Below are 18,726 nucleotides of genomic sequence, written 5' to 3' on the forward strand. Positions count from 1 at the left end.
TGCCCTCCTGCCTGCTAGTTCCTACCCGGTTATTTTTTTGGCGTTTCTATAAATATGCCCTTTCTTGTCATTTCTCCCCATTCATGCTTTTTGCCCCGGACCGCTTTAAATAATCCTTCCAGCCTCCAAAGCGTCTGAACCGGCCGGTACCAGAACGTTTCCGATAGCGCCCAGACGAAAAGCTTGGTGACGTCTGAAATACGTTTGTATTTGTTTAACGTCCAATCCTCCAGCAGCACGCTGCCCATAGAAAGGAAAGATCCGTACAAAAGCATCGAAAGCATCAGCAGAAAGCTAAAAAGAATATCCATTTGTCCCGATATCAACCCTGCGGCCAAAATCATATAACCCAGAGCCTCCACTACCGGACCCAGCAGTTCTACAAAAAGAAAATAAGGCATGGCCACGAGCCCCACTCTGCCGAAGCGAGGGTTCAAAATCATTTTGCGATGATTCCACAAGCTCTCGAACAGCCCCCGCTGCCAGCGGACACGTTGGCGCTTTAAAATGCTCAAGGTTTCCGGCGCTTCCGTCCAGCAAACAGGGTCAGGAATATAAGCGATTTTTGCCTTGCTTTTTTTCTCGCGAATCAATCGGTGCAGCCGGACAATCAGCTCCATATCTTCCCCGATCGTCCCGACTTCATAGCCTCCGGCCTCAAGAACCCAATCTTTACGAAAAACCCCAAAAGCGCCGGAAACGATGAGCAGCATATTATATTGGCTTAATCCGATACGTCCCATAAGGAACGCGCGCAAATACTCGATCACCTGCATAATCACGATAGGCTTAGAAGATAACCGGACGTCTTCGATGCCCAGATGTCCCTGGTCGATGATACTTCCGTTTGCGATGCCGACGCTGCCGCCGCTGCCAATAATTTCTTCCCCAGGCCTCGCTTCGACGATCGGCTTCATAATTTTAAGAAAAGCGTCCGTATCCAGTACCGTATCTCCGTCCAGCGAGACAAAATAAGGATAATGCGAAAAATTAATTCCTGCATTCAAGGCGTCCGCTTTACCTCCATTTTCCTTGTCAAGAAAAAAGAGACTTGGATGTTTACGGGAACGGTATACGCCGAGGATCGGCTTGGTTTCCTTTTTTAGACCCGACCAAAGCACCTGATGCCGAATCGCATACATATCAAACTCGGCCAACATCTTGTCCTTTGTACGATCCTTTGAGCCATCATTAATGACAATGATTTCATAACCGGAATAATTTATTCCAAGAAGGGAACGTACGCTTTCTACGATATTGAGTTCTTCGTTATATGCAGGGACAAGGATAGATAACGGCGGACTAAACGAAGATTGAAGCAGTTCATCGTAATGGACCTTATGGATATTGGTTTCGCTGCGAAGCTTGCGAGCCGCAATGGCAAAGAGGAACAAATAAAAGCCCATGACCATAAAAACATAAATCACAATGACGAGCGGACCGAACTCAAACAACCAATATGCCCAATTATCCGGCATGACGCCCCCCCTCCAGCATCTCCTCTGCTGCATCCCGGGCGTAACGATCCGGATGAAACGCTGCGATCTGCCGGAGTCTGGCAGCACTGTTAGGGTATTTTAATATGGAAAGTCCCGCCTCGATACGAACCAAATAAGCAGGATCCCCTATCATTTGTTCCAGCACCGCTAAAAATTCCGGATTGCGAATTTCTCCCATCAGCCTTGCCGTCATAAGCCGAGCCGGCCAGGAGTAGCTTCTCCATTCCTTACTGGATTCCAGAAAAGCCGACTCCGCCGACTCCGTCATGTAACCGAAATTGGCCAAGCCTTTCATGGCCCGAATCCGGAACTCCTCCGACTCATCATGCAGAAGCCCTTCAAACCATGCCAAAACCCGCTTCGACCTGATATTGCGGATGCGAAGCACATCAACCAATTGCAGCCGCAGCGGGTACGGAGCTTCCGGGTTTCTCTCAATCAGTCTTTCAAGCATAGGTTCCGGCATCGCCATCAATACACTCCGATACATGTGGTCCGAAATCGGCTTCAACGTACTTGCAGCACTTTGAACCAAAAGTAAATCGACGATCCCCTGGTATTGAAGCTGGACCAGAACACGAATCGCGGTCCATCTCTCATTGTCCGTGGTTCCGTGATGGTCAACGAGACGAAGGACCTCTTGTTCAAACCCCTTTAACTGAAAAAGACCGATAAAAACAAGCGTATCCATACGGACATTCTTTCTTCGGCTGCGAAGCGATCGACGGTATCGATCCGAATAAATTTCAGCAGCTATACGGGATATACGCGAAATCTCGGATGGCGAACGGCTGACATTGATCCGGTGATATAAATAATTTTCCAAGGCTTTGAGCTGCCATGGATGCCGTGGTACGATAAGACGGGATAGCGTACCGTCCTTTAAAAAATGCTCGATCGGGGAATCAATAAGCTGCATGCGTGTCGTCCAGAAGCCCATTTTTTCCCTTAAGCGGTTTATGTACCACTTATGGAACACAAGATAAATATACAGAACCAGTAGTAAGCCGGCCATGATCCCACAAAACCAGCTGACAACGGTCAAGGTGTAGACGATATTCATACTCTCTTCCCCTGAAGAATACGCAGTATTCGCGCCTCAAGCTCCTGCAGCCGGAACGGCTTGATCACGTAGTCGTCGGTTCCTAACCGCATCACTTTGGTAATTTCCTCTTCTTCTCCTACTCCGCTCAGCATAATGATCCGGTAACGGTCTGCCGGATAACCTGCCCGTAAACGAGCCAGTACCTCTATTCCGTTAATCTTGGGCATCATTCGATCCAGAATGACTAAATATTGGGCTGTCTGTCGGTGCCACTCGTCCTCAAAAAAAACGGATCCGTCACCGAAAGTACGGATATCGAGCGCCTTGCCGTCCAGCTCCAGATCCCTTAATCTCCGGTGCAGCATATTGCGAATGATGGGATCGTCATCCAGAATGGCGATGCGCCATACCTCCGGTTCTTTTTCCGGCTCTGCGTCGGCCTCAAGCACGGTCCCCGGCCCCCGCAGCTTGGCTTGCTTCATTGCGTCGGACCAATGAGCCTCATGAAGCTCCACCCGCTGCTGTACCGTAATTTTTTCATAAACCAAACAAAAGGTCTTGCTAACCGAAAATCCTTCCGCTGCAAACGCATGTTCAGCGAAGCTGTGAATCAAATCATTCCATCGCTGCTTTGCTTGATCCGGCCTCAAGCCTTTGGATAGCAGTAAAAACCGATCCTTCTCCCACCGGATGAGAAGCTCGTCAGGGAGCAGACGGTCTTTAAAGAATGCAGCGGTTTGAGCTAAAAAAGCATCTCCTTCAGCATGCCCGAACCGTTGATTGATGTCTCTGAAATGATCGATATCCAGCATGGCTGCATACAGCGGGGTGCCGTTCTGCAAGCTTTCATGGCTGTAACGCTCCCATTCCTTTCGGAGGTAGGGTGCATTATACAAGCCGGTTAATTCATCCAACAGCATATATTTGCCGATGGCTTGCTTGCGGCGGATTTTATTCATCACACGGACGGTGAATTCATCCGGATCAATGGGTTTGGACAGAAAATCAGCCGCTCCGAGAGCATAGGCCATGATCCGGTCACTCTTATCGTGCTGTGCACTCATTAAGATGACAGGAACGATCATTGCTCCGGATCTGTCCTGCAGCAAGTTTAATAATTGATAGCCGCTTTGTCCCAAAAGCAGGACTTCCATTACGATACAGTCCGGCTTAAAGTCATAAAACCACTGAACAGCTTTGTCGGGAAAGGGGGTAGCCAGAACCATACAGTCTTCCATTTCCAAATGCTCTTTATAAAGCTGCAAAAGCGCCAGATCGTCATCGACAAGCAAAACTAAAGGTTTGGATGGCAAGGGAATGGACGCGGACACGGAATCCCTAACAGCTTCTTCAGTCTCCGCTGCTGCGGTCTTTTGCGGCTGTAGATCCACCGACTTTGCTGCAGCTTGAGCCCGTAATTGAAGCAGAGGGGCAAGGATCTGGGTGATCTCCGGAAGGGACAAGACTTTGCCGCCTTCCTCATCAATCTGCTGGAGCAGTATGATGGCTTTATCGGTCCATTCCGGTAAACCAATGATAGCCGCACTGCCTTTGATGGTATGCAGCAGCCGATACACCTCGGATTCATGGACTGCGGATCCTTCCGACTGCCATTTGCCAATGGTTCGGTCGAACTGCTGAAAAAAGACTTCCTGGTATTTGTGCATAAACACGGACCTGCCTAAGTTATGAGGATAGAAATAATAACATATACAATTTTACCTGAAAACAGAACCTCTGCATACAAGAATCTTATGCCCGATCCTCAATGACTTGACAAAAAAACGCAATGGCTTCCGCTCATTGCGCCTGCACTCCAGGAAAGATTCTAATTCGTTATCCATGCACTCAATACTTTAGAGATACGGTCTGAGATGATATAATTCGCCCGCCCGTCAAACGGTGTCTCGCTCTTATTGATCAAAATAAACTTTCGGCCGGTATAGTACTGAATTAAGCCGGCAGCCGGCTGAACGGTAAGCGAAGTACCGGCAACGATGAGCACATCCGCTTGTGAGATGTATGCTGCGGCGCTTTGCAGCAGATTCATGTCCAAGCTTTCCTGATAAAGCACCACATCCGGCTTGACGATCCCTCCGCACCGTTCGCAGCGCGGCACTTGAGCGCCTGAGGAGATCACATATTCCAAAGGATAGAAGGCTTTGCAATTCATGCAATGATTTCTCCGTACGGAACCATGCAGCTCAAGCACATTTTGACTGCCCGCAAGCTGATGCAATCCGTCGATGTTTTGCGTAATGACAGCTTTAAGCTGCCCTCTCTTCTCAAGTTCAGCTAAAACCCCATGGCCCGGATTAGGCAGCGCATGCGGATAAATCATTTTTGTCTTGTAAAATTCATAAAATTTCTCAACGTGATTCAGAAAAAAGTGACGGCTTAATACTTCCTCGGGGGGATGCTTCCCGCCATTTTCCGATTGATATAATCCATTGGATGAACGGAAATCAGGTATTCCGCTTTCGGTGGACGTGCCTGCCCCGCCAAAAAAGACGATGTTAGAGCTTTGATTCACAATGTTCTTTAATTCATTAAAGTCCATGGCCGTAATCCTTTCGCGTTCAAGGTTTACATCACAGAATTCATAGCTGTTCTTCTTTATACTATCCATGTTTTCTTCCGGTTTGTCTATTCTAATTCTAGAGAGGAGGAAAAATCGTCAAAAAAACCTAACGACTTCTCTCCTGAGCTGCAGGACGGAAATCGTCAGGTTATGATGTTATTGTCAAGTACTCGTAGTGAACTATGTTCGTACAGCGTGGAAGAGGTTAATTTGATGCTTCCAGCTTGAAGGTGTCCCTTAGCCAACCCCCGACCTCTTCCGATAAAGCATCCAAAATGATTTTGCCGGCGGCGGGATTTGCGCCGGCCGGTGTCCCGAAGACTCCACTGGCGCTAACAGCCTGAACCCCCTTGGCCTGCATGGTTTCCAACCATCCCGCTTCCCCCGCCGTATATCCCGTGACGGCTTCAAACACGCGAACACGGTGCTCTCCTAGTACGTGAAGCGCAAGACTCGTCTCAATCGCGCCGGCATGGCTGTCCGTAGCTGCAAGCTTGAGTCCGGCCGACATTCCGGCTTGAAACATGACGTTTAGGAAGCGCCCGAAATCGGAATAAGCAGCCACCTGAATGCCGGGCCATGTACTGCTGCAGCCGGCTGCATATTCGCCAAGAAAACGAAAATTTCCGCCATGAAAGCTGAGCAGACCAATACGTGTCAGTCCCATTCGTTCCAATGCCGTGATGTACGCCTGAATCTCGCCCCCGAGTATCTTGGGATCCAAGGTCACTGTGCCAGGGAAATCCACGTGGTGCTCCGATAGACTAGCCATAATTGTGGGCGTTACAATGATGGGCTCACTGCACCGCGCCGCGACATCGGCCGCCAACACTTCAGCCAATGCGGAATCCGTCACCAGAGGCAAATGCGGCCCATGCTGCTCAAGCGCACCTATGGGGATCAGACCGATCGCGCTGCGGTCCTGCGCAATCACTCTAGCTTCGGACGACGTCAAATATTTCAGCTCGACAAAGCTCATAGCGGCTGCTCTTCACCCGAGGTTTCCTGTACGGCACTGTCTGCAAGGGGAAGAAACACATCATTGAAGGTGATTATGCCTGCTTCACGCTTCTCTTCGGCATATGGACCGCGGTTGATCAGCTTCATAGGAGCACGCTCTTGACGAAGTTGCTGCCTTTTCAGCCGAGTGGCTTCCTCGTCAACAACATAGTCTACGGTAAGCCCCTGCATGCGCTTGTGAACTACCACACCATAGTCCCGTTCGGCACTTTCGATGGAAACCAGCTGCCTCAGCACATCCATACGCACAGCCTCAACGTCCCGCTCCAGCGCGTCGCCCCAGCCGCCCCCGCCAGGGGTTGTCACCCGGATAATATCGCCCGCTTTCACCGGAATTCCCTCTTGGCAGAATTGAATCAGCCGCTCGTCAGGCGTTCCGGGATTAAGCCAAGTGCCGCCAGGCTTGCCCGGACCGCCGCCGTTAACACCGTAACAGCCGAACGCCGTACGGTCGACATACGTCACGTAATACCCATCCGCAAGCATACGAATGTCCTTCACATAGCCCATCCCGCCGCGATATTTTCCACATCCGCCGGAATCGGGATTGAGCGCAACCCGCTCGACAATAACCGGATAGCGCTGCTCGATAAATTCCGCCGGAAGGTTCTTGGCATCGTTCACCATGTCCACTGCATCCGTCCCGTCCGCATAGGTCCGCGCTCCGGAACCGCCGCCGAATACTTCACGGTACAGCCATGGCTTTCCTTCTTCGTCGAAACCGTAAACGCCGTATACCTGTACGCAGTGCATATCCGCCGATACGTTTCCTCCAAAGGCCTGTGCAAGAGCGGCTCCATAAACTCCGAAGCCCCGGAACCAGCATTGCATACGGTTGATCACAGGAGCCGGGTACTCCGATGTGAGGACGGTTCCTGGCGGCAGCTCGCAGCGGAATACCCTGGTCACCCCCTCGTTGATCACCGTACCCGGTGCAAATCCAGCCAGGAACGAGCCCACCCACTTGGATAAAAAGCGTCCGTCGTTGGGCGAGTTCAGAGGACCCTCGGTTTGCGGATTCGTACCCGTCCAGTCCAGAATGATCTTCTCGGGATCCTTGCGAAGAGTGACCATCAGCTTGACCGGATCCCCCAGGTTAATGCCATCGTTGTCGAGGAAGTCCTCACCCGTGAACTCCCCGTTGGGAAACATAGGAAGGATCACCTCCCGCACCGCCTCCGCACAGCGATCCATCAGCTTGTACATGGACGCTTCGACGATATCCGCACCGAGACGGTCGCAAAGCTGCTTTACTTGACGCTCAATGAGACGGCAGGCTCCAATGAAAGCATCCAAGTCTCCGCGCATCGTATCCGGAAAGCGGGTATTGCGAAGAACGATCTTATAGATATCATCCTGAACCTTCCCTTGACTGTATAGTTTAACCGGCGGGATCTGGATCCCCTCTTCAAAAATGCTGGTGGACGTGGTGGGCCAGCTGCCTACCGCTCTCCCGCCCACGTCCTCGGTATGACCAAAGATCAAGGTGAACGCAAGGAGACGACCGCTGTGAAAAATGGGAACGCACACACAGTAGTCGGGCAAATGAGTGATGGTTCCATGGGAATCGTACGGGTCGTTATAAAGAAACACGTCTCCTTCGTGAATCTCCTCCAAAGGAAAGTGGGCGCGTATCGGATCCGCACTGGCTCCCCAGGAAACGGACGTGACATTGTTGCAATCCACGGTACAAATCGAAGCCCGGTAATCGTGCTGCTCGCGAATGATAGTCGAGCGCCCTGCCAGCTCAACAGCCGCTTCGCCCTCATCCACCGCCGCCTCTAACCCGCCCTCTACGACGTCCAAAGTAATAGGATCCACCTGCGCCTTGAAGCGTTCAATGCGCGCCCATTCCTCCTCTGAACGGGGCCACTCCTGCTGCCGGAACGGCTTGTACAAAGGCGGCTGATACATGGACGCATCGAAAATCAAAGGTTTGTCGTTTGACATACTAAGACCCTCCTTTAGCGTTTCGGGTGAGGAGCAGGTGCCCGAACTCATTAATCGTGGCGACCCACCCGGGTTCCACAACGGTAGTCGTATCGTACTGTTCAATGACTGCCGGCCCGACCAATGGCTCCGAGATAGGCCCTTTAGGACGTTCATATATCGGACAATCGACAAAGCCTGCAGACTCGTTGAAATACATAGGCTGAGTGGACTTCAAAAAATCGCTCCATCTCAGGTCCGAGGCTTGCTTGGAGTGCTGGCGCGGCGGTGCGAGCAGGCCGAAGCCGGTCACCCCGATATTTACAATTTCAACCAGTGTTTTGTTCTCGTAAGAGTATCCGTACTGATCCTCATGAGCCGCATGGAAGCCTTTAAGGGTACCGGCAAGCGATCCGGCAATGGAGCCGTCGGGGAAAGGCAGAGGAACACGGATTTCAAACGCCTGACCGACATATCGCATGTCAAGAAACGCTTGCAGACGGACACCGGAATGTTCAAACCCTTGACGGGCAAGATCCGCTTCTACCCGGTCGCGCAGCTGCAGGAACTCGTCGTTCAACCGGTCCACATCCAGCGCGTCTTCGCGCTGCACATCGGTAATCACATGATCCACGCGCACATCCGAATAAAGCAGTCCGGCCGCTGCAGTAGCTCCAGGAGCCGTAGGAATCAAGATCCTGCTCATGTCCAGCGCATTTGCAACAGGAGATGCCATGAGACCGCCTGCGCCGCCAAAGGCAAACAAAGCATAATTACGGGGGTCGCGTCCACGGCGGACCGAGACGACGCGTATGCCGGCAGCAATGTTTTGCGTAGCGATTTCCAGAATGCCTGCGGCCGCTTTCTCCACGGAAAGTCCCAATGGCTCGGCAATCTTAGCCTGGATGGCATTATAAGCCGCTTGGCGGTCGAGTGGAATCGACCCTCCCAGCAGGTAAGGCGGAATCCGGCCCAGCACCAGGTTTGCATCCGTTATCGTGGGTTCCTGGCCCCCCCTTCCATAGCATGCAGGACCGGGAAACGATCCCGCGCTCTGCGGCCCTACACGCAGGGCCTTGCTGCCGCTAAGCCAGGCGATGGAGCCGCCTCCCGCTCCCACGGTAGTCATATCGATCATAGGAGACTTGATGTCGTAAATATCAATCTTGCCTTCCGTTAACAGACGCGGGATTCCGCCTTCGATCAAAGCCATATCCGTGCTGGTCCCGCCCATATCCAAGGTCAATACATCATGAATTCTTGCCGCGCCGGAAATGGCCGCAGCGGCGATGACACCGGCAGCAGGTCCCGAAAGAGATGCAGCAATGGGCCGTTGGATTAATTCGGTCGCGGTGGCAACACCTCCGCTTGATTTCATAACATAAAGCGGCGCTTCTATACCTGCTCCTTGAGCCCGGTCGCCCAGCCGGTCAAGATAAGTAGAAAGAAGCGGCATTAATCCGGTGTTCAAGCAAGTGGTCAGTGTTCGCTCATACTCGCGGTATTCCCGGATAACATCAGCGGAAATGGAAACAAAGCAGTCGGGGTATTCCTCTAGAATGAGCTCCCGGGCCCGTTCTTCATGGACAGGATTCTGATAAGAATGGAGGAACGAGACGGCGATCGCTTTTACACCCAAATCACGGTATTCGCGCGCTGCCAATCGAATCTGCCGCTCGTCCAGCGGGCGCAGCTCCTCGCCCCGATAGTTGAGTCGCCCTTCGGCCTCGCGCACCAATTCCAACGGAACAACCCTAGGCGGTTTGATCCACCAGGTGATGGCGCCAAATTCTCCGGGTACGTTCTGGCGTGCAACCTCGAGCATATGGCGGTATCCATTCGTGACGATAAGTCCGATGCGGGAGTACTTCGCTTCCAAAACGGCATTCGTGGCTACGGTGGTTCCATGCAGCAGCATGGTTACCTCGGAAGCGGTGCTGCCGATTTCTGCCAGAACCCCTTCAATTCCGGCAAGAAAGGCTCGTGACGGATCATCGGGAATACTGGACGTCTTGAATACTTTCTCCTCACCAGTCACATCATTGAGAGCAACTACATCTGTAAACGTGCCTCCCGTGTCGATACCAATACGCCAACTCATTCAGTCCTCCCCTTTCTGAAACTTCCTCATAGTGCATAACGCCAAAAGCAATTCCACCGGGTCTATTCAGCGTTTGCCTGAACCTAGTATAACAAGGGGGTGACTCTTCGATCTGTTCATTAGTTACATATCGTACAAATATTGGCCGGCACCACCTCTCCGGGATGCAGCTTAGCCGATCTCGAAAGCCGCCAATCGCTCCAGCTCCGAAATATCGGTAATAAAAAGAACGCCCTTACGGAGATCCACTATTCCGCGAGCGCGCAATCCGTTAAGCACCCGGGTCACCATGACTCTGGAGGTCCCCGCCAGAGCGGAAAGCTCCTGATGGGTCATGGACAGCGACCGCGTACCCTCGGGTTTGCGGGCAAGAATCTCCAGCAAAATCCGAGCCAGCCGAACCTCGGAAGGATCGAAGGTTAAAGTCATCATCTGGTTGCTCAGCATCCAGACCTTGTGGGCCATCGATTGCATCAATATGAAAACGAAGTCAGGACGGATGCGGACAATCTCTTCCATCGTTTCCCTGGAAAATGCGCTTACCTTAGTGGACTCCACGGCTTCTCCCGTATACCAATGGTTAGCGTGCTGAAAGAAGGGAACATCCGCAAAAAACTGCCCGGGCTCTGCAAAAGCAAGGACTTTCTCCGCACCGTCCGGTCGTACGATGGTAGCCCTCACGTGCCCGACATGGACATAGAAAAAATGCCGTGCCGGCTCACCCTGCCGGATGATGATGCTCCCCTGCGGGAAAAATCGGTGAGCTGCAAGCTCACTGATCTCGGGCGGCAATGCGCCGAACGCGCGGGGATGAAATGCCTCTTGAACGACATGCTGCATTTGGGTACGGCTCCCTTCCTATCTGTTTAAGCTGAATGAAATAAATAAATGTTTGAATAATCAAATTATTTAATCCGGTATCAAGCTATGATCGCCATTTTAACAAACACGGTTTGCTGATAGTTGAATTGTTGACCATGATGCGTTGAGCTTAGACTTTGTCAGGAAAGGGTAGCTTTTAGAAGGTGGGAGAAGAAAATTACGGTGATTCTTTATTATGAGGTAAAAAACCTTCACGATTTATGGAAATGTAATGATTTCTTACAAACCCCTATGTATAAATAATATCTCAATATTTTGGGACTAACAAGAAAATTATGAATACGATAAAGACCAAACGCTCATTTGTTTCAAGACAGATGAAGAGCAACTTTTGTATTCATCACGGGGTGCCAATCCACTTCCAGCAATAACACAGCCATCATTTTAAACAAAAACAACCGCGCCCTGTAAGCGCGGTAAATTTAACGCGTTTGTTTTATTTCATAATTAACTGCGTCCAAATCTTATAGTGTTCCTCCATATTGCCGTGCCGCGGCAAACCTTTTGACTATGGTATATGGGCAGCCCTTACAGCTCCTATAATTGTCACGTCACCCGGACGTATCTACATCAAGCATATCTAACAAGAAGATAAAAATCGGAATGCCCACGATCAAGCCCCATATTCCCAAGTAATGCTCTGAGAAAATAAGAATGATAAATGTGTAGAACATAGGAAGGTTCACTTTGGAGGACATCAGCTTCGGGTTTAAAAAATATCCCTCAACGAAATGAAGCGCGGCAATCATGGATAAAACATAGATCACCATCAGATATCCGTCCATCGCATATCCGATGATACTCAAAGGGATTAACGAAACTAAAAAACCGACCACGGGAACTAAACTAAGCAGAAAGATCATCATGGTTAACGCAAAAAGGTAAGGATAACCTAAAATCCATAAACCGATAACCGTAAATATCGTATTGCAGGTAGCGATAAGAAGTTGAGCCTCCAGGACTTTTCCAAAAGACAAAACGAACTTTTTGCCGAAATACTCAAGCTCTTCATATAACCAGGAGATTTTGCTTTCCTTCATCCTGGAAGTAAAAACCGTCACTCTGTTTTTTTCAAGAATAAAGACAAAGCTCAATACAATCGCCAGGACGAAGGTTGTTCCCCAATTGCTTATTCTAAGAATATATTCAAAGCCTTGTCTGATGTAAGATTGCACATCCAAATCTTTTAACGTTTTATACACATATTGCGATATTTCATCCTGTGGAACTGGCATATGAGATAGCCCGATAAAAGTAGCTTTTAATTGTTTGATTTGAACAAACAGGATCGGCAAATAATTAATGATACCAAGAACGATTGTCGTAACTAATATCAGATACAGCAGTATAATAATGACCTTGCTATTGACCGGGATATATTTATTGATTTGTTTCGTAAAAAAATGCTGAAGGCTATTCATGATATAAATAAACAAAAAGGTTAACAAAACGAGGTTCAGCATGTCCCTTATGCTAAACAACAGCAAGCATATGACAAGAATGATTAAAAATCGTCTTACGGTCAGATTTGAAAAGAATCGCTTGATATTCTCCATCCATGTTGTCTCCATTCAATAGCTCGCTAGTTTGTACTAATTTATAGTCTACAACAATGAAAAGAGATAGAGCAATGAATATATCGACAAAATGCAAATTATTAGGGACTTTCATTGCAATTTGATGCCGGAAGATAGCGGAGCCTCAAGTACCGACAGACGACTTCGTGCCTTGACTTTATACCCTGAAATCATTATGATTTAAATATCGCGATTTTTCGATATACCAATATACCGATTTAATAGTTCTTTATATATCGAAAATTTCGAATTTATCGATGGATCGTCTGTAGTAAAGAAAGGAGGAGGCTTCCTTTGATGCAGGAATTACATGGAATGAACGATCAAAAGGCGGTAGATATCTTTAAAGCTCTCTCCAATCAAACCAGACTGGATATCCTGCAGCTGCTAAAGGATCCCGCGACTCACTTTTCCACACAGGCGCATGTTATTAAAGAGGAAGGATTTGAAGGAGGCGTTTGCGTAAGCGATATTCGCGCGAAGACGGGAATTTCGCAATCCACAGCTTCCCAGTTCCTATCGATATTGCAGCAAAGCGGCTTAGTGGAAATGAAAAGAATCGGCCAATGGACCTATTATCGCCGCAATGAAGAATCGATTAAACAATTCGAACAATATATTCGTTTACGACTATAGATTAAGGTGGGGTGAGCGTGTTAAAGCACGGTGCATTTCGAAGATTATATCAACAAAACAAATTGACGCTTGGTTTTGTACTGCCGACGGCAAAAATGACGAAGACTCCCAGTATGGAAAACCAGCTGCATCTGGCCCGTACAATAGAAGAATACGGATTTGCGGCGCTCTGGCTTCGTGATGTCACCATACAAAACCTTCATATAGATGACAATGGCCAAATGTATGATATGTGGATTTATTTAACGTATCTCGCTGCACATACTAAAGAGATTGCGCTGGGGACCGCAGGTGTAGTTCTGCCGCTGCGTCATCCCGTAAGAATCGCCAAGGAAGCGGCATCGATTGACGCGCTGTTCCCTAATCGCTTAATTATGGGCGTGGCTTCCGGAGACCGGGAAATGGACTTTACCGCCTTGGGTGTCGAGAGAGCGCACATCGACGAGAAATTCCAGGAAGCCTATCATTATATGGAGCAATTACTGCTTAATGATCATGCTTCGGTGAAATCCGAATTAGGTGAGTTTGACGGCCGGCATATGCAATTAATTCCAAGGCCCGCAGCTGCGATTCCAACCATGATTACAGGGTTTAGCCGACAATCCATCCAATGGATTGCAGAGCACGGCGACGGGTGGTTTCAATATCCCCGAAACATTCATGAACAGGAAATGTTGATCCGGGATTATCGTGCCTTGACGGAAATTGCCGCACCGGGCACATTTAAGCCTTTTAGCCAATCCTTATTTATCGATTTATCGGATAATCCCGATGCTGTTCCAACGGCAATTCCGTTAGGATATCATCTTGGACGTAAGTATTTGGTGGAGCTGCTTCACAAATTTCAGTCCATTGGCGTCAATCATCTGGCCTTTGTTTTGTATTTCTCCAAACGTCCGCCAGAGGAAGTCATCCAGGAGCTTGGAGAAGAAGTTTTACCCTGGTTTCCTGCTCATGAACTTGCCGTACAAAAATAACATGCATTCATAATTTGAAAGGACGATGATTTATGGCTAGCTTAGCGAATACCCCCCTTTCCGTGCTTGACCCTTCTCCCATTATTGCCGGAGGCACTCCTGAACAGTCCCTTGCGAACACTCTTGAACTGGCCAGGAAGGCTGAACAATGGGGTTACAAACGATTTTGGCTGGCGGAGCATCACAATTGGGTAGGTATGGCCAGCTCCGCTTCCTCCATTGTGATTGGAAGAGTGGCCTCCGTAACGGAGAAGATTCGTGTGGGATCAGGCGCTATGCTGCTCTCCCATTACTCTCCTTTATCCGTGGCAGAGCAATTCGGTACGTTAGAAGCCTTCTTTCCGGGCCGCATTGATCTTGGGTTAGGCCGCGCTCCGGGAACAGACCGGTTAACAGCTAATGTTTTGCGGCAGCGAACAGCCGGCGAGCCAGAATTTGCGGAGCGGCTGCAGGAGCTGATCGCTTACTTGTATGGCTCCGGAACGGCAACGGCCAATGGGGCCCATACGTTCCACGCGATTCCCGGTGAGCATAGCGAGGTGCCGATTTGGCTGCTAGGTTCGGCGTTTTACAGCGCGGAATTGGCCGGAAAGCTTGGTTTGCCCTTTTCGTTTGCAGGGCATTTTGCCCCAGGCAATATGATGGACGCGCTGGACGTTTACCGGAACAACTTCCGTCCGTCCGATGTGCTTGATAAGCCGTATGTCCTCTTATCCGTACAAGTAGCGGCTGCAGACACCGAGGAGGAGGCGCAAAAATTGGCTACCTCCATGTACCAAAAGTTTTTATTGCTCACCCGCGGACAGCCGGCACCCCTACAGCCTCCTGTCGATAGCATGGACATGCTGTGGAGCGAGGGTGAACGAAGAGCAGTAGAAGAGCAGCTCTTTACTTCCATTATTGGAGATCTATCCGGTATTAAAAAGCAATTGCTGGAGCTGATCGAAAAAACGGGGGCGGATGAAATTATGGCTCACACCGAAATTTTCGATCATAAGGCACGGCTGCGTTCTTATGAGCTTTTAGCTGAAGCTATGAAGGGTTAAATTAATATAGTTGAATTTTTTAAAAGCCTTACGCAAAAAATATTACCCATATCTATCCCATAAAGAAAGAAGATGAACTCATGTCGGTAAATACTAACGGAAAACAATTAAGCGATATTCCATTTTCAGTGCTCGATCTTTCTCCGATTGTCGCGGGCGGAAGTCCTGCCGAGTCTTTTCGAAACACGCTGGATCTAGCCCAGCATGCTGAAAAATGGGGATTTAACCGGTACTGGCTCGCCGAGCACCATAATATGCCCTTCATCGCCAGCTCCGCCACATCGGTTGTCATTAGTCATGTAGCCGCCGGCACGTCGAAAATCAGAGTAGGTTCGGGCGGGATCATGCTGCCTAATCACGCTCCGTTGGTCATCGCCGAACAGTTCGGGACTCTCGAATCATTGTTTCCGGGCCGTATTGATTTGGGTCTGGGTCGTGCCCCCGGTACGGACCAGCGTACTGCACATGCCTTAAGACGGGACCGCAGAAGCACTGGCGACGATTTCCCAGAGCAATTGGCAGAGCTACGAGCCTATTTCAATCCCGATTTGGCTTCAGGAAATATGCATGTCAGAGCTATTCCGGGCGAGGGATTGAATATTCCGATTTGGCTTCTGGGCTCCAGCGGATTCAGCGCTCAGCTGGCCGGCCAACTGGGTCTGCCGTTCGTTTTTGCCAGCCACTTTTCTCCTAACAATACACTGCCTGCACTAGAGCTGTATCGTCGTTACTTTGAGCCCTCCAAGGTTCTTGATAAGCCGTATGCCATGGTCGGGGTCAACGTGATTGCCGCGGATACGGACCATGAAGCAAAGCTTCTATCCACTACGCTACAGCAGCAATTTTTGAACTTGGGCCGGAATAACGATGTACCGCTTCAGCCGCCGGTGGAAAACCTTCACGAGCAATGGAGCGAGTATGAAATCGAAGCTTTGCGGCATCAGTTAGGCACATCCATCGTCGGCGGCCCAGAGACCGTCAGGGAAAAGCTGCAGAAATTTGTAGACGATACACAGGCTGACGAAATCATGGCCATCGCTCAAGTCTACGATCATCAAGCACGCCTTCGCTCCTACGAAATTTTAGCCGACATCGTCAAAAAGAAATAATCTTATAAAAAAGGAACCGGATCTGACGGTTCCTTTTTTATTGTTTGCTTTAGCCCGTGTTTACCATCGTAAGAGACCTACCGAATAAAGGAATATCAACAAAATCAGTACGGGAGACAATACCCGCAGCGACAACATCCAGGCCTTATACCAGAAGCCGGATAAGCCTGCTTCCTCACCCGCACGCTTCCAAGCATATCCCGTGAACAATGAAACGATTAGCCCTCCCAGGGGCATCAAGATATACGAGGTAAGAAAATCCATCAAATCAAATATACCCTTATTTCCGATCGTTACACCAGAAAGGATCCCCCCAACCGAAAGAGCGGACGGTATCCCGATAATGAAACAGAGTGCCGTCACATAAAAGGAAGCTTTTTTACGGCTCCAATGCCATTGATGCATAGCGTAAGAAACCGGGACTTCCAAGATCGAAATTGCAGACGTGAGGGCAGCAATCGCGAGCAGTAAAAAGAATAACCCTCCGAATAAAATGCCAAACGGCATTTGGGAGAAAGCCGCAGGAAGTGCCATAAACGCCAAACCTACACCTTGCCCGGGCTCAAGTCCATAAGAGAAAACGGTGGGAAAAATAACGAGGCCCGCAATAAACGCATACACCAGATCGCCAAATCCAATGGCCAGCGTCGCAGTTCCAAGCGATTGCCTTTTGTCCACGTAAGATCCATACGTCAGCATACAGCCCATCCCAAGCGATAGGGAGAAAAAAGCATGTCCTAAAGCGATAAGGGCAGATTCCGCATTCAGCTTCGTAAAGTCAGGTTTGAGAAAAAACTCCACTCCTGCCCCCGCACCGGGAAGCGTCAGAGACCGCCACATTAAAATAACCAAGATGACAAAAAAGCCGGGTATCAATATTTTGTTGAATTTTTCGATTCCGCCTGAAACCCCTCTTGCAATAATCCAACCGCAAATCACCATCACTGCGGCATGCCAAATCAGCGGCATGTAACCGGAGGCAAAGGATTCAAATTTGTCTTTGTAATCTAAGTCCGGTTGAAATAATCCTCCCGTGAACGATTCTATCGTGTATTGTAATGTCCATCCGGCAACAACCGCGTAGTATGACATAATTAAAAACGCGGTGATTACAGATAACAAACCGAATAGACTCCAAACCTTATTGCCCGTCAAGTTATATAGGGAAATGGAAGGATTCCCCCGGCCTCCACGGCCGATCGCCATTTCCGCCAATAAAATCGGCAGTCCCACGATAATTAAGCAAATAATAAATAACAGAAAAAATGCGGCGCCGCCGTGTGTTCCTGTTATGTAGGGAAATTTCCACATATTCCCTAAGCCTACCGAACTGCCGATTGCGGCTAATATAAATCCTGTGGAAGTAAATCGCTCGACATTTCCTGCAGCCGGCTTGCCGGTTGATTCGGATGACCCGTTTTTATTCATACAGCATCTCCTAACGTTCTGTTATCCGATTTCATGTGAACAACCCCTTATTCCTATTCCATAAAAGTATTTACAATTTTCATGAAATCCTTGCACAACAGGTTTGAAGCGTGACTATGGCACGCTTACTATACATTTCAACCAGAATTACAAAAATTAATCAGAAGAAGTTTTTTTATCCTTTCCTTTCAAAGAGAAAACAGGCAGCCGCGGCTGCCTGTTTTCTTTCCACTGATATGGACATGCACTACCGTTTGTTAAGAGAAATAATTAGGAGTCGAAGGAATAAATGGAGTAGAGATAGCCGATTGTTGCGAGGGAAAGTCAGATCGTCAGCATATGATCCTTTTATATATTTGAAAATCTTCACCATACTTTTCTTTGATTATTTGAACTCGATCAACCATAAACCAATACATTTCTCCAACTCTTTGATTGATAGGCCGGATCGTTTCCCGGATTTGGCCATTCACAATGACATCGAAAACGACCATTTTAGAACCTCCTAAAATGAATATTAACTTATCGAGCTTTGTCTTGATAACAGTTAAATGGATAAACGTACTTCTTCCGATTCAGAAGGCTTTTCACTGATTTCATCGGCCGATTCCCGATCTTCTTCATAATAATAGCTGCGTGTCAAAGCTGATTACACCTCCATTGTGTTCTATGATCATTATATATACGACTCATTAACTCTGTATAAATGCAATGTATCTAGTATGTAAAATAAAGAGCCTCTCTGGATTATGATCCAAAGAAGCTCTTTATTTTGCTTGGCGACGTTCTACTCTCCCAGGACCCTGCGGTCCAAGTACCATCGACGCTGGAAGGCTTAACGGTCGTGTTCGGTATGGGTACGCGTGGTTCCCTTCCGCCATCATCACCAAACTAAG

Annotated in this window: 14 protein-coding genes and 1 rRNA gene; 4 read left to right on the forward strand and 11 right to left on the reverse strand. The window is 48.9% G+C overall.

Features of this window, described 5'->3' with window-relative positions; translation table 11 throughout:
- Positions 1-29: 29 nt before the first annotated feature.
- The 9 genes from ACZYR9_RS23445 to ACZYR9_RS23485 form a co-directional block, all read right to left on the reverse strand.
- Positions 30-1,478: a glycosyltransferase family 2 protein gene (locus ACZYR9_RS23445; RefSeq protein ID WP_488980841.1), complete on the reverse strand. Its 1,449-nt coding sequence runs from the start codon at positions 1,476-1,478 to the stop codon at positions 30-32.
- Positions 1,468-2,562, reverse strand: coding sequence for a HEAT repeat domain-containing protein (locus ACZYR9_RS23450; protein WP_488980842.1), 1,095 nt, complete (start codon positions 2,560-2,562; stop codon positions 1,468-1,470). The genes ACZYR9_RS23445 and ACZYR9_RS23450 overlap by 11 nt, the downstream gene beginning before the upstream one ends.
- The gene (locus tag ACZYR9_RS23455) at positions 2,559-4,211 is read right to left on the reverse strand and encodes a response regulator (protein WP_488980843.1); all 1,653 of its coding nucleotides are present in this window, start codon (positions 4,209-4,211) and stop codon (positions 2,559-2,561) included. The genes ACZYR9_RS23450 and ACZYR9_RS23455 overlap by 4 nt, the downstream gene beginning before the upstream one ends.
- Positions 4,212-4,372: 161 nt before the next feature.
- Positions 4,373-5,104 (reverse strand): NAD-dependent protein deacylase, encoded by a 732-nt coding sequence (locus ACZYR9_RS23460; RefSeq protein WP_488980855.1) that lies wholly within the window; start codon positions 5,102-5,104, stop codon positions 4,373-4,375.
- 226 nt (positions 5,105-5,330) lie between these two features.
- On the reverse strand, positions 5,331-6,104 hold the full coding sequence (locus ACZYR9_RS23465) for a creatininase family protein (RefSeq protein ID WP_488980844.1): 774 nt from the start codon (positions 6,102-6,104) through the stop codon (positions 5,331-5,333).
- Positions 6,101-8,095, reverse strand: coding sequence for a hydantoinase B/oxoprolinase family protein (locus ACZYR9_RS23470; protein ID WP_488980845.1), 1,995 nt, complete (start codon positions 8,093-8,095; stop codon positions 6,101-6,103). The genes ACZYR9_RS23465 and ACZYR9_RS23470 overlap by 4 nt, the downstream gene beginning before the upstream one ends.
- A gap of 1 nt (position 8,096) precedes the next feature.
- On the reverse strand, positions 8,097-10,175 hold the full coding sequence (locus ACZYR9_RS23475; protein WP_488980846.1) for a hydantoinase/oxoprolinase family protein: 2,079 nt from the start codon (positions 10,173-10,175) through the stop codon (positions 8,097-8,099).
- A gap of 171 nt (positions 10,176-10,346) precedes the next feature.
- Positions 10,347-11,015, reverse strand: a complete 669-nt coding sequence (locus ACZYR9_RS23480; protein WP_488980847.1) for a Crp/Fnr family transcriptional regulator — start codon at positions 11,013-11,015, stop codon at positions 10,347-10,349.
- A 593-nt stretch (positions 11,016-11,608) separates the two neighbouring features.
- Positions 11,609-12,613: an AI-2E family transporter gene (locus tag ACZYR9_RS23485; protein WP_488980848.1), complete on the reverse strand. Its 1,005-nt coding sequence runs from the start codon at positions 12,611-12,613 to the stop codon at positions 11,609-11,611.
- 318 nt (positions 12,614-12,931) lie between these two features.
- Between ACZYR9_RS23485 and ACZYR9_RS23490 the strand changes: the two genes are divergently transcribed.
- The 4 genes from ACZYR9_RS23490 (at position 12,932) to ACZYR9_RS23505 (ending at position 16,402) form a co-directional block, all read left to right on the forward strand.
- Positions 12,932-13,270, forward strand: a complete 339-nt coding sequence (locus ACZYR9_RS23490) for an ArsR/SmtB family transcription factor (RefSeq protein ID WP_488980849.1) — start codon at positions 12,932-12,934, stop codon at positions 13,268-13,270.
- A gap of 17 nt (positions 13,271-13,287) precedes the next feature.
- Positions 13,288-14,247 (forward strand): TIGR03571 family LLM class oxidoreductase, encoded by a 960-nt coding sequence (locus ACZYR9_RS23495; protein WP_488980850.1) that lies wholly within the window; start codon positions 13,288-13,290, stop codon positions 14,245-14,247.
- Between the two features lie 32 nt (positions 14,248-14,279).
- Positions 14,280-15,293, forward strand: a complete 1,014-nt coding sequence (locus ACZYR9_RS23500) for an LLM class flavin-dependent oxidoreductase (RefSeq protein WP_488980851.1) — start codon at positions 14,280-14,282, stop codon at positions 15,291-15,293.
- Positions 15,294-15,373: 80 nt separating this feature from the next.
- Entirely contained in the window at positions 15,374-16,402 is a 1,029-nt protein-coding gene (locus ACZYR9_RS23505; RefSeq protein WP_488980852.1) for an LLM class flavin-dependent oxidoreductase, read from the forward strand.
- 60 nt (positions 16,403-16,462) lie between these two features.
- On the opposite strand, the gene ACZYR9_RS23510 is transcribed toward ACZYR9_RS23505, so the two are convergent.
- On the reverse strand, positions 16,463-17,830 hold the full coding sequence (locus tag ACZYR9_RS23510; protein ID WP_488980853.1) for a sodium-dependent transporter: 1,368 nt from the start codon (positions 17,828-17,830) through the stop codon (positions 16,463-16,465).
- A gap of 774 nt (positions 17,831-18,604) precedes the next feature.
- Positions 18,605-18,721: ribosomal RNA gene (gene rrf / locus ACZYR9_RS23515) — 5S ribosomal RNA — on the reverse strand.
- Between the last annotated feature and the right edge of the window lie 5 nt (positions 18,722-18,726).

This window comes from Paenibacillus sp. F024 (genome assembly GCF_057814255.1).